The organism is Mesorhizobium sp. M0618, assembly GCF_040320765.1.
Lineage (GTDB): Bacteria > Pseudomonadota > Alphaproteobacteria > Rhizobiales > Rhizobiaceae > Mesorhizobium.
Map to the genome: position 1 here is coordinate 83,299 of NZ_JAMYQH010000004.1, position 11,310 is coordinate 94,608.

Genomic DNA, 11,310 nt, shown 5'->3' on the forward strand with positions numbered 1-11,310 from the left:
CGCCGCCGGGTGCCGGCGTCATGCGGTCAATCGAACAACTCTTCGAAAAATGATTTCTTCCGCTTCGGATAGCGGTGGCCGTGGGAGCGGGAATAATCGTCGTCGCGGCCCTGGCCGTGTTGCGGCTGGGAGAATGCTGCCGGCTGTGGCTGCGGCGCGGGCGCCGCTTCCCTGCCGGAACGCTCGATGATTTTGTCGAGTTCTCCCCGATCAAGCCAGACGCCGCGGCACTGCGGACAGTAGTCGATTTCGATACCCTGGCGTTCGCTCATCACGAGCGCAACGCGGCAGGAGGGGCAAGTCATGCCAAGAAGAGAAGATGTCATACGGGGCTCCAAACCGAAAAGATTGAGCCCGCTTGACCGAAAACATGGAAACGGGCCCGTTAAAGCGGTCCGACATCACGATCGCCAAAAGCGATAGTCAGAGGGGCCCGGCCCGCGTGAGACAGTTAGGAATGCAACTCGGCGCCTTCAAGAGCGATATCGCCCCCAGGAACGATTTGTTTGTCAACTCCGCTCAAATCATCACCACGATTTTGCCGAACTGCTCGTTTGATTCCAGATACCGATGCGCTTCGACGATCTGGTCGAACGCAAAGGTCCGGTCGATGATCGGTCTTAGTGCCCCACTCTGCAGGCCTTCGACGATGAACGCCTTGGCGGCCTCCAGCTTCACCGGGTCGCCGGTGATCTCATGCACGAGGTAGCCGCGCAGTGTCAGCGTCTTGCTCAGCACCGCTGGCAGCGGGAATGGCGTCGGCGCGTGGCTCAGTCCGCCATATTCGATGAGGATGCCGCTATGCGACATGGCCGCCGTCAGCGGCTCGAAGATCGGGCCGCCGACCGCATCAAACACGACGCGCACGCCTCGCGGCCCGGCGATCTGGTTCAATCGCGCCGCCAGATCCTCCTCCGTCGAGGCCACGACGTCGGCCGCGCCGGCCTCGAGCAGCGCCCGCATCTTCGCCGATGTCCGCGTCACCGCGATCGCGGTCGCGCCGACCTTGTTGGCGATCTGGATCGCCGCAAGCCCGACACTGCTCGATGCTGCTGTGATGACGACGGCGTCTCCGCTGTGCAGCCCGGCGATGTCGATCAGCGCGCCGTAGGCGGTGAGGTATTGCATCCAGACCGCCGCTGCCGTTTGCCAGTCAAGCGACGGCGGATGCTTGACGACAAGTCGGGCCGGGTAGGTGGCAAGATCGCCATAGGCCGGCCAGCGGATCATCGATTGCGGCGGGATGACACTGACGCTGTCACCTGGCGCGAAATCCTTCACGCCGTCGCCAATAGTCTCGACGACACCCGCCGCTTCAAGACCAAGCCCCGAGGGGAGCGTCGGCGTCTCGATATAGGCGCCCGCGCGTAGCAGCGCCTCGGCGCGATTGAGGCCGAGTGCCTTGACCCGGATTTGAACTTCGCCCGGCCCCGGTGGGGGAAGCGCGACATCCTCGATGCGCAGAACCTCCGGGCCACCATGCTGGTGAAAGCGAACTACGCGTGTCATTCGGGATACTCCAAATCATCTGAACCGAATGAGCTATGCAGCTAGGCTTGCCGGGGATAAATGGCTGTAAGGGAAGAATAGTAGAAACCAGGAGTTTTGAATATGGATCGGCTTGAGAGCATGGCCGTGTTCGTCAGGGCCGTCGACCTCGGCTCGTTCGCAGCCGCCGCAGTCGCACTCGATCTGTCCGGACCAATGGTTGGCAAGCATGTGCGGTTCCTCGAGGAGCGGCTGGGCGTGCGGCTGCTCAACCGGACCACGCGGCGGCAGAGCCTGACCGACTTCGGGCGCGCCTACTATGAACGCTGCCGGGTGGTGCTGGCCGAGGCCGAAGCCGCCGATGCGCTCGCCGCCGACCAGTTCTCCGAACCACGTGGAAAACTGCGGGTCACCATGCCGGCGCATTTCGGCCGCCATTGCGTTGCACCCGTGCTGCTGCGGCTGGCGCGGCAATATCCGATGCTGGAGCTCGACCTGTCGCTCACCGACCGCTTCGCCGATCTTGCCGAAGACGGATACGATCTCGCCATTCGGACCGGTGCTCTGGGCGACAAGGCGGGGTTGATCGCACGCCGCGTCGCGCGCCAGGACATGGTCGTCTGCGCCGCACCCTCCTATCTCAGAATTCATGACGAGCCGCAGCGTATCGAGGATCTCGCTGATCATCAGGCGATTGTCTACCGCCGGCTCGGCCAGGTCGTTCAGCCGTGGCTGTTTGCGCGCGAGGGGCAATCCGTACAGGAGATTACGCCAACCGGGCGGCTGCGGCTCGACGATCTCGATGCCATCGCCGATGCGGCTGTTGAGAGCATGGGGCTTGCCTGGCTGCCCTGGTGGCTGGTGCGCGAGCGCATTGAAGCCGGTGCGCTGGTGGCGCTGTTGCCGGACCAGCCGCGATATCTCTACGACTGCTACGCCCTTTGGCTGCAGACACCGCATCTGCCGCTAAAGGTGCGGCTGGCCGTCGATGCGCTGGCTGCCGCCTTGCCGAGATCGATGGCCTGATTGCCAATCGCAGCCGCTTTCAGTTGAGGTCGCGCGGATACTCCTTGACCTCGCTGCGATCGACGACCACTTCATCTCCGTCATGGGCAGTGATGTGGGTCTCGATCCGCCAGACATCGCGCAGCGCGCGCACGGTCGCCTTCACCGAAAGGCGCGCCTGCCAGTCGCCGCGGCCATAGGACTTTTCCCAGGTGCAGGTGCCGACCGCCGAGTTCGGATCGTCGGGGTGGATGGTGAACCGGTCGACATGCCTCGCCGCAACGGTCATCTGCGTATGTGGATGCCGCACCGTGCCGCCATCATTGACGACCTGATAGACGGTCTCGCCGGTGACCTGGTCCGTCGACACCGAGCGCTGAAAGCCGTCGCCCTTGGCCAGAACCTCCTGCTCCATCGGCTTGGCGCTTTCAGGTCCCAGGAAGGCCCCTAGCGTGTCGTCCAGCTTCTGCGGTGGGCGTACCGGCAGGATCAGCCGGCTGTCGCCGCAATGGATCGACAGCGTCGCCTGTTCGGCGGTCGGGAAGACGATCGGCCAGTGCGATGTCGCCAGTGCCAGTCGGATACGCTCGCCGACCTCGAAACGCTGCCCGCAGCAGCGCAGCTTGATGCGCACCGTTTCCGCCTGGCCCGGCACCATCGGCTCGATGTCCAGGTCGTCATTGCGATGGCTCAGATTGAGAATGCCGTAGCTGACGCGCGAGGCCGCTCCCTCAGGGAACACTTGCGACAGCGTGGCGGAGAGTAGCGCGACTGGCTTGTCGGAGGAGAGCCTGACCTCGAATTCGGGGAAGCCAAGGATCTCGACCGCTTCGGTCAACGGTGCGGTCTCGAAGATCAGGGCATTGCCTTCTTCCGTGCGCTGGTCGACCGGCAAGGTCGGCATGACACCATAACCGCACCAGGCGCCGGAAGACAGGCCGGCCGTCTGCGGCGACGAAATCTCCAGGATCGTATCTTCGCCCTTGGCCTCGCTCAGCACATGGGGGCCAAGGTTCAGCACTTTTTCGCCGACGCCTGGTCCGGGCCACGCCGGCTCGGCGACCCAGCGGCCGGGCCGCTTGGCTCCGTCGACAAGGATGCCGATGGCGGCGTCGATTCCGATGCGATCAGCTGGATGTGGGACGTCACCACGGTGCAGGACAAGAAGATCACCGAGGACAATGCCGACGGCATCATGTCGCGCGCCTACCGGCCAGGCCCCTATACGCCGCTGGAAAGCCAGACCTCGTTCTTCGTGCAGACCTATCTGTCGGAACTGCGTTCGCTGATCACCGGCACGCGCGGCGCGACCGTCAGCCAATGGTCTGCGCCGAAGGAACTTTTCGCTTCGCCGAAAGCGGCGAGTTGCAACACGCGGCTCTGACCCGCGGCCGAAGATGCCTCTTTGAGGCGTCGCATTCCGATGCCATATGAAGGGGGGCCGACGGAATGTTGCGGGAGAGACAGTTTATGACCAAAGGTTCGGATTTGTTCGTCGCGGCCCTCGAGAACGAAGGGGTCGAGCGGATTTTCGGCATTCCGGGCGAAGAAAATCTCGATATCGTCGAATCCATCCGCCGCTCCTCGATCCAGTTGATCCTGACCCGTCACGAGCAGGCAGCCGCTTTCATGGCCGCCACCTATGGTAGGCTTACCGGAAAGCCGGGTGTGTGTATCACTACGCTTGGCCCAGGCGCGCTCAACCTTTCGACCGGTTCGGCCTATGCGCTGCTCGGCGCGATGCCGATGATCATGATCACCGGCCAGAAGGGCATCCTGTCATCCCGGCAGGCGCGCTTCCAGATCGTCGACATCGTCGCGGCGATGAAGCCGCTGACCAAGCTGTCGCGCCAGATCGTCTCGCCGAAGATGATCCCCTCGCTGGTGCGCGAAGCTTTCCGTGTCGCCCAGGAAGAGCGTCCCGGCCCCGTGCATCTGGAACTGCCGGAAGACATTGCGGCGGCCGAGTGCGAACCGATCGCGCTGGTGCCGACGCACCCGGTCGAACTGCCGCTGGCCAGTCCAGGCGCGCTTGATCGCGCCGCCCGTATGATCCTGGAAGCCAGGCGCCCGCTGCTGATGTTCGGCGCGGCGGCGTCGCGACCGCGCGTGACCCCCGATGTCGCGCAGTTCGTGCTGCGGACGCAAATTCCCTATTTCACCACGCAGATGGGCAAGGGCACCGTGCCTGGCGGCACGGAGCTCTATATGGGAACGGCAGCCCTTTCGGAGCGCGACTACGTGCACGAGGCCATCGAGCAGGCCGATCTGATCATCACCATCGGTCACGACACCGTGGAGAAGCCGCCCTTCATCATGGGGGCGAAGGGGCCGAAGGTCATTCATGTCGGCTACCAATCAGCCGATGTCGAGCAGGTCTATTTCCCGCAAGCCGAAATCGTCGGCGACCTCGGCCCTTCGCTGGCGCTGCTGGCCGACCGCATCGAGGGCAAGATCCCCAACGCGCAGGCCCTGCTGCCGCTGCGGGAAGGCATTCTGAGCCGGATCGCCGCGCGGGCCACCGAAGATCGCTTCACGCCGCAGCGCATCGTGCACGACGTGCGCGCCGTGATGCCGGCCGACGGGATCCTCGCCCTCGACAACGGCATGTACAAGATCTGGTTCGCGCGCAACTACCGGACGCGCATGGCAAACACGATCCTGCTCGACAATGCGCTGGCCACCATGGGCGCGGGCTTGCCGTCGGCGATGATGGCGGCACTGCTCTATCCGCAGCGCCGTGTCATGGCCATCTGCGGCGATGGCGGCTTCATGATGAACAGCCAGGAATTGGAGACCGCCGTCAGGCTCAAGCTCAACCTCGTCGTCCTGCTGCTCGAGGACCATGCCTATGGCATGATCCGCTGGAAGCAGGCGGTTGACGAATTTCCGGATTTCGGCATGACCTTCGGAAATCCCGATTTCGTCAAGTATGCCGAGGCTTATGGCGCCAAGGGAACCAGGGTTGCAGAGATCGCCGACTTGCGGCCGGCGCTGGAACAGGCCTTCACCGGCGGCGGCGTGCATCTCGTCGTTGTGCCTATCGACTATTCCGAAAACACCAGGGTGCTCGTCGACGAATTGCGCGAGCGTCTGCCTGCGCCGCAGACGCCCTGACGGCAGCGACAAAGCCGCCGTCAGGATTGCTTGGGCGGAAGACCCTACACCTTGCAGTAAGGCGTTACCGGCGCGATGGTGCCGAAATCCTTAGCGATCTCGTAGCCGATGCCGTCGGCCGCCGCCTTGCCTACATAGGAATGGCAGAGTGTGTGGTTGTTGGTGGCGTCGACGCGGATCTTGCCTTGCGGTGCGTCGAACTCGATCGACGGCAGCGCGGCCAATACATCGTCGTCCTTCAGCGATCCCGCCTTCTCCGCGGCCAGCGCGTAGAGATGCAGGCCGTTGTAGCCGGCCTCCCCGATGCCGTTGACCATCTTCTCCTGGCCGAATTTCTCACGGAAGCTGGAGATGAACTTTTTGTTGACCGGATTGTCCAGCGCCATCCAGTAGGGCTGCGGCGCATAGGTGCCGGCCGCAACGCCGGGAGGCAGCGCGTCCTTGTTGAAGACCTCGTCGAGCGGGGCGATCAGCGGCTGCTTGATGTCGAAGCTGCGATACTGCTTGAGCTGGGTGACGGCGTCGTTGCCGACCACCATCGACCAGACGACATCGGGCTTCAGCGACTTGATCTTCTGGAAGGCCGGGCCGAAATCTGTGGTCCCGAACGGATAGTAATCGGCGCCGATGATCTTGCCGCCGGCCTTCTCATAGGCCGCCGTGATCGCCTCGGTCATCTTCTGCGGCCAGGCATAGTCCGAAGCCATGACATAGATCGTCTTGCCGAGGTTCTCTGCCACCCATGGCATCATCGGGTCGACCTGCTGCATCGGGATCGGGCCGGTGGCGACGAAGTAGCGGTTGCATTCGCCGCCTTCGAAATTGGTCGGGTAGAAGAACAGCTTCTTGGCCTTCGAGGTGACCGACAGCGTGGCGCTGCGCTCAGGCGAAATGATCGTGCCCATGATCACGTCGACCTTGTCTTCGTTGATGAGCTTGCGCGCCTTGTCGATGGAGCCCTTGGTCGTGGTCTGGTTGTCCTCGATGATGAGTTCGACCTGGCGCCCGCCAATGCCGTTGGCGGCGTTGAGTTCGGCGGCGGCGAGCTTGTAGCAATTGAGCAACGTCTCGCCGAGGATCGCCTGCAGTCCGGTGATCGGGATCGACAGGCCGACCTTGACGGTGTCGGCGGCGCGCAGGATCGACGGCGCGCCGACTATGGCGAAGGCGGCGGCAGCGCCGCCCGATTTCAAGACAGTTCTTCTGCTTATCATTGTTGTGTTCCCTTCCAGTCCCAGGCGCGCCCCATGCACGCCTTACAAAGCCAACAGGTCCTTCAGCAGGGTCTCGTCGGCGAAGGTCTCAGGCGCACCTTCGTGGACGATCCTGCCCTTCTCCATCACCAGGCAGCGGTCCGATGCCTTGAGAACGAGATCGAGATTCTGCTCGACAAGAATGATCGCGATGCCGCGCTCGCGGGCGATGCGCGGCACCAGTTCGGCGATCGACTGCACGATGTTCGGCTGGATGCCTTCCGAGGGCTCGTCGAGCAGCAGCACCGAGGGCAGGCCGCAGAGCGCGCGGCCGATCGCCAGCATTTGCTGCTGGCCGCCCGAAAGCGTGCCGGCGACCTGCGCTTCGCGTTCGCGCAGGATTGGAAAATAGCCGAAGATGTCGGCCGGAATGCCGCCGTCGCCACGGTCCTTGGCAGCGCGGGTGCCGACCTCCAGGTTTTGCCGCACCGTCAGCTGGTTAAAGATCCCGCGCCCCTGCGGCACATGCGCGATGCCTGCGCGCGCACGGCGGAAAGCCGGCGCGTTGGTGAGATCCTTGTCTCCGAGAACCACCGCCCCGCCGCTTGCCCGCAAGCCGCCGGAGATGACGCGCAGCAGCGTTGTCTTGCCTGCGCCGTTACGGCCGAGCAAGCCCACGACTTCGCCCAGCGCGACGCTGAGGTCGATGCCGTTCAGCACGGGGAGCAGACCGTAGCCGGCCGACACCGCCATTGTTCGCAGCATGATCAGCGCCTCCCCAGATAGACATCGCGGACCATCTCGTCGGTCTCGATGTCATGGAAAGGACCGCTGCGCAGCCGGCGTCCCTGATGCAGCACCAACGTCTCGCAGTTCAGCGCCCGCACGAAGCGGATGTCGTGCTCGACGGCAACGATCGAGAATTCACCTTTGAGTCGCAGCAGCATCTGCGCCGTCGCCAGCGTCTCCTGCGGCGTCATGCCGGCAGTGGGTTCATCGAGCAACAGCAGGCGCGGCTCTATCGCCAACGCCATGCCGATCTCCAGCCATTGCTTCTGGCCATGCGCGAGTTCGCCGGCCAACGTGGCGGCGCGGTTGGTCAGTGCGACCAGCTCCAAGAGTTCGCCAACCGGGCGCGCAGGCGAAGGCGCCCCCCAGCGCGCGACCTTGAGATTATCCTCCACCGAGAGGCTCGGGAAGACAGAGGGGATCTGGAACTTGCGGGCAATGCCGAGCCGGGCGATGCGATGCAGCGGCAAGCCGGCTATGTCGTGGCCGAGGAAGCGCACGCTGCCGCTGGTCGGACGCAGCGTGCCGGTCAGCACGTTGAGGAAGGTGCTCTTGCCAGCGCCGTTCGGCCCGATGATGCAGCAGAGTTCCTTGTCGCGCACCGTGAGGTTCAGAGCCTCCAGCGCCTGCAGCCCGCCAAAGCGGATACCGACGTTCTCGGCCTGCAGCAGGATGTCGCTCATTGCGCGCGCCTCCCGCCCTTGAACAGGCCTTTCAGCCGCGCGTAGATCGACAGGATCCCATCCGGCAGGACGAAGACGATGATGACGAAGACACAGCCGAGCAGAAGGGGCCACAGGCTCGGGTTGAAGCTGCTGATCGTCTGCTGCGCGCGCTGAATGAAGATGGCGCCCAGTACTGGCCCAAGCAGCGTGCCGCGCCCGCCGACCGCCACCCAGACGATCACCTCCGTCGACAGGAGCAGTCCGGACAGGTCGGGCGCCACCAGTCCTGCCATGCAGACATAGAGCGCGCCGGCAAGTCCGGCGATCGCCGCCGACAAGACGAAAGTAACGAGCAGCCGCAACGGCGCATTGTGGCCGAGCGCGGCCGCCCGGACTTCATTGTCCTGGATTGCGGTCAGCACCGTTCCCCAGCGGCCGCGGCTGATCGACCACAGCGCCAGCACCGTCACGGCGACGATAGCCGAGACGAAGATATAGGAGGGCAGATCCTGGCTCAGATCGACATGCAGGCCGCCAAGATCGAACTCGATCGGCGGAATGCCGATCAGGCCGCTGTCGCCGCCGGTGACCGAACTCCAGGAAACCGCGGCCTGCTGGCAGATGACGCCCATGGCCAGCGTGACGATGGTGAAATAGCTGCCACGAATGCCGCCGAAGAACAGGAAGTAGCCGATGATGGCGGCGACGAAGGCCGCACCCGCCACCGCACCGATGATGCCAAGCAGGCTTCCGAAGGGGATGGCATCATTGAGCGTAACCAGCGCCATGATGTAGCCGCCGATGCCGAAGAAGGCGGCGTGGCCGAAACACAGGATTCCGGTGCGGCCCCAGAAGAAGTCGAGGCTCGCCGCGAACAGGCCGAAGATCAGCGCGTCGCGGATCACCGTCAACTGATAGCCGCCGGCAAAGAACGGATAGATGATCGCGAGCGCCACGCAGACGGCAAAGATCATCAGCCAGTTGCGGTCGCGGGCGATCATCGCGACGCTCCGTTGAACAGGCCGTTGGGCCGCAGACGGACAGCGACGATGGCAGCCAGCAGCACGATCGCCTGCGCCAGCGACGGCGAAATCTGATAATTGAGGATGCTGGTCAGTCCGCCGACGAAGACGCTGCCGGCGACAAGGCCGCCGATCGAGCCGACACCACCGACGATGACGACGAAGAAGGCGTTGGCGAGATAGTTCACCCCCATCTGCGGCAGCACGATTGCCAGCGGTGCGACCAGTCCGCCGGCAAGGCCGGCGATTGCCGCGCCGAAGGTGAAGGCGATGGCGTAGGTGCGCCGGGTATTGATGCCGACGCCTTCGGCCATCTCGCGGTTCTGGATGACGGTGCGGATGTCGAGACCGAAGGGCGTCCGGCTGATCAACAGGATGACGCCGAGCAAGGTCAGCATGGCAATGCCGATCAGGATCAGCCGGTAGGCCGGATAGACGGTAAAGAAAAGATCGAGCGTGCCCTCGATCGGCGGCGTCACCGGCTTGGCGCCGAGCCCGAAGATCAGTTCCAGCCCTTGCTGCAGGATCAGGCTGACGCCCCAGGTGGCAAGCACGGTCGAGACCGGCCTGGAATAGAGATGGCGGATGATGGCGAACTCGAGGATACAGCCGACCACCGCGCCGGCAACGGGCGCCGCCGCCAGGCCCAGCCAGAACGAGCCGCCCACGCTCTGGACGAAATAAACCGCGAAAGCGCCGACGGTGACGAACTCGCCATGCGCCAAATTGGTCACGTTCATCAGCCCGAAGCTGATCGCCAGCCCGAGCCCGACCAGAATCAGGATACTGATCAGCGTCAGCGCATTGAGCAGCGTGGTGATGAGAAAATCCATCGCGTCAGGCCGCACTGGCGAGACGTTGGCGCAGGCCGGCGAGCAGGCCTTCGGCGGCATCGATCGCCGCGGCCTGATGCGACTGCAGATCCTGCCCCGCCCATTCGTCGATATGCTCCGACAACGGGTCGACCACTTCGGTGCGATGGTTGGCCAGAGTCTCGATGACGGCATGGCCGCAGAACGGCACATAGCCCTCGGAGTAGCCGCCCTCATGGGTCATCATCAGGCGCCCTTGCGAAGTTTCGGCGGCCAGCGCCACCATGCGCGCGGCGAGCCGCCTGAAGCATTCGCTGTTGAGCATCATGCGGCCGAGCGGATCAAAGCCGGACGCATCGAAGCCGGACGCGACGATGACGAGGTCCGGTCTGTAGGCACGCAGCGCCGGCGCGACGACACGGTCGAAAGTCGCTTCATAGGCGCCGGTGCCGCTGCCCGCCGGCAGCGGTATGTTTATGTTGTAGCCTTCGCCGGCATCTTTGCCGTTGTCGGCCAGCGCACCGCGCCCGGTCGGGTAGAGATTGTCCTGATGCAAGGAAATGGTCAGCACCGACGGGTCGGAATAGAACACCGTCTCGGTGCCGTTGCCGTGGTGCACATCCCAGTCGACCACTGCGGCGCGGCCAAGCAGGCCTTCATGCTGCAGCCGGCGGACAGCGACGCCGATGTTGGAGAACAGGCAGTTGCCCATCGCCTGATCAGGCTCGGCATGGTGCCCCGGCGGCCGCGCCAGCGCATAGGCATTGTCGACGCGTCCGGTCAGCACGGCGCGCATCGCGGCATAGGTGGTGCCGGCAGACAGCAGCGCGATGTCGAAGCTGTTGAGGCCGATTGGCGCCTGCGGCCCGGCGAAACCGGAGCCGCGCTCGCTGAGCATTCTGATGTCGTCAACGTGACGTTGCGTGTGGACGCGCAACAGGTCCTCGACCGAGACCGGCTCGGGGATAATCGGGACGAGATGGCGCGACAGGCCGCTGACCTGGATGAGGTTGTTCAGCCGCCGCTTCGAGCCAGGGGATTCCAGATGGCGGCCGGGTTCCACGAAACGGCCGGGAGGCATCATGTCGGCGCTGGAGCCGGTGTCATGCCACATCAGCTGTTCGTGAAAAACGTAGCCTGTCGCCATTCGCAGCGTCCTCTAAAAACCAGGTGACGCTAGCAGGCTAACGATCATGTGGCCCGACCCGAAAGAGGGGCT

At 64.1% G+C, this 11,310-nt stretch carries 12 protein-coding genes; 3 read left to right on the forward strand and 9 right to left on the reverse strand.

The annotated features are described in order from the left end of the window. Nucleotides 1-26: 26 nt before the first annotated feature. Nucleotides 27-326, reverse strand: coding sequence for a TFIIB-type zinc ribbon-containing protein (locus tag NKJ04_RS06215; RefSeq protein WP_023808853.1), 300 nt, complete (start codon nucleotides 324-326; stop codon nucleotides 27-29). Nucleotides 327-519: 193 nt separating this feature from the next. Further along, a complete protein-coding gene (locus NKJ04_RS06220; protein ID WP_352673957.1) occupies nucleotides 520-1,509 on the reverse strand; it encodes a zinc-dependent alcohol dehydrogenase family protein in 990 nt (329 codons plus the stop codon). Nucleotides 1,510-1,611: 102 nt separating this feature from the next. On the opposite strand from NKJ04_RS06220, the gene NKJ04_RS06225 reads away from it, so the two are divergent. Next, the gene (locus tag NKJ04_RS06225; protein WP_352673958.1) at nucleotides 1,612-2,514 is read left to right on the forward strand and encodes a LysR family transcriptional regulator; all 903 of its coding nucleotides are present in this window, start codon (nucleotides 1,612-1,614) and stop codon (nucleotides 2,512-2,514) included. Nucleotides 2,515-2,533: 19 nt separating this feature from the next. Here NKJ04_RS06225 and NKJ04_RS06230 read toward each other — a convergent pair whose 3' ends face one another. Next, the gene (locus NKJ04_RS06230) at nucleotides 2,534-3,514 is read right to left on the reverse strand and encodes a CocE/NonD family hydrolase C-terminal non-catalytic domain-containing protein (protein WP_352673960.1); all 981 of its coding nucleotides are present in this window, start codon (nucleotides 3,512-3,514) and stop codon (nucleotides 2,534-2,536) included. On the opposite strand from NKJ04_RS06230, the gene NKJ04_RS06235 reads away from it, so the two are divergent. Beyond that, on the forward strand, nucleotides 3,494-3,877 hold the full coding sequence (locus NKJ04_RS06235; RefSeq protein WP_352673961.1) for an SRPBCC family protein: 384 nt from the start codon (nucleotides 3,494-3,496) through the stop codon (nucleotides 3,875-3,877). The two genes, NKJ04_RS06230 and NKJ04_RS06235, sit on opposite strands and share 21 nt — an antisense overlap. An 86-nt stretch (nucleotides 3,878-3,963) precedes the next feature. After that, nucleotides 3,964-5,610 (forward strand): acetolactate synthase large subunit, encoded by a 1,647-nt coding sequence (locus tag NKJ04_RS06240; RefSeq protein WP_352609317.1) that lies wholly within the window; start codon nucleotides 3,964-3,966, stop codon nucleotides 5,608-5,610. 44 nt (nucleotides 5,611-5,654) lie between these two features. Here the strand turns inward: NKJ04_RS06240 and NKJ04_RS06245 are convergent, their stop codons facing one another. From NKJ04_RS06245 to NKJ04_RS06270, 6 genes are read right to left on the reverse strand one after another with little or no spacing between them, the layout of a single operon-like run. After that, on the reverse strand, nucleotides 5,655-6,824 hold the full coding sequence (locus tag NKJ04_RS06245) for a substrate-binding protein (RefSeq protein ID WP_023808839.1): 1,170 nt from the start codon (nucleotides 6,822-6,824) through the stop codon (nucleotides 5,655-5,657). Between the two features lie 42 nt (nucleotides 6,825-6,866). Further along, complete coding sequence (locus tag NKJ04_RS06250) at nucleotides 6,867-7,568, reverse strand: ABC transporter ATP-binding protein (RefSeq protein WP_023808838.1); 702 nt, start codon at nucleotides 7,566-7,568, stop codon at nucleotides 6,867-6,869. Nucleotides 7,569-7,570: 2 nt separating this feature from the next. After that, the gene (locus NKJ04_RS06255) at nucleotides 7,571-8,275 is read right to left on the reverse strand and encodes an ATP-binding cassette domain-containing protein (RefSeq protein WP_023808837.1); all 705 of its coding nucleotides are present in this window, start codon (nucleotides 8,273-8,275) and stop codon (nucleotides 7,571-7,573) included. Next, nucleotides 8,272-9,258, reverse strand: a complete 987-nt coding sequence (locus tag NKJ04_RS06260) for a branched-chain amino acid ABC transporter permease (protein ID WP_023808836.1) — start codon at nucleotides 9,256-9,258, stop codon at nucleotides 8,272-8,274. Before NKJ04_RS06260 ends, NKJ04_RS06255 begins: the two co-directional genes overlap by 4 nt. Next, nucleotides 9,255-10,172, reverse strand: a complete 918-nt coding sequence (gene urtB, locus NKJ04_RS06265; RefSeq protein ID WP_352609318.1) for an urea ABC transporter permease subunit UrtB — start codon at nucleotides 10,170-10,172, stop codon at nucleotides 9,255-9,257. The genes NKJ04_RS06260 and urtB overlap by 4 nt, the downstream gene beginning before the upstream one ends. Then, a complete protein-coding gene (locus NKJ04_RS06270) occupies nucleotides 10,117-11,238 on the reverse strand; it encodes a histone deacetylase-like amidohydrolase (protein WP_023808834.1) in 1,122 nt (373 codons plus the stop codon). Before NKJ04_RS06270 ends, urtB begins: the two co-directional genes overlap by 56 nt. Nucleotides 11,239-11,310: the final 72 nt, after the last annotated feature.

Bases quoted from the DNA above. Each gene is read 5' to 3' on its own strand.
- NKJ04_RS06215 (WP_023808853.1), bottom strand. From the start codon at position 326: ATGACATCTTCTCTTCTTGGCATGACTTGCCCCTCCTGCCGCGTTGCG.
- NKJ04_RS06220 (WP_352673957.1), bottom strand. From the start codon at position 1,509: ATGACACGCGTAGTTCGCTTTCACCAGCATGGTGGCCCGGAGGTTCTG.
- NKJ04_RS06225 (WP_352673958.1), top strand. From the start codon at position 1,612: ATGGATCGGCTTGAGAGCATGGCCGTGTTCGTCAGGGCCGTCGACCTC.
- NKJ04_RS06235 (WP_352673961.1), top strand. From the start codon at position 3,494: ATGGGGGCCAAGGTTCAGCACTTTTTCGCCGACGCCTGGTCCGGGCCA.
- NKJ04_RS06240 (WP_352609317.1), top strand. From the start codon at position 3,964: ATGACCAAAGGTTCGGATTTGTTCGTCGCGGCCCTCGAGAACGAAGGG.
- NKJ04_RS06245 (WP_023808839.1), bottom strand. From the start codon at position 6,824: ATGATAAGCAGAAGAACTGTCTTGAAATCGGGCGGCGCTGCCGCCGCC.
- NKJ04_RS06250 (WP_023808838.1), bottom strand. From the start codon at position 7,568: ATGCTGCGAACAATGGCGGTGTCGGCCGGCTACGGTCTGCTCCCCGTG.
- NKJ04_RS06255 (WP_023808837.1), bottom strand. From the start codon at position 8,275: ATGAGCGACATCCTGCTGCAGGCCGAGAACGTCGGTATCCGCTTTGGC.
- NKJ04_RS06260 (WP_023808836.1), bottom strand. From the start codon at position 9,258: ATGATCGCCCGCGACCGCAACTGGCTGATGATCTTTGCCGTCTGCGTG.
- urtB (WP_352609318.1), bottom strand. From the start codon at position 10,172: ATGCCGCCGAAGGCCTGCTCGCCGGCCTGCGCCAACGTCTCGCCAGTG.
- NKJ04_RS06270 (WP_023808834.1), bottom strand. From the start codon at position 11,238: ATGGCGACAGGCTACGTTTTTCACGAACAGCTGATGTGGCATGACACC.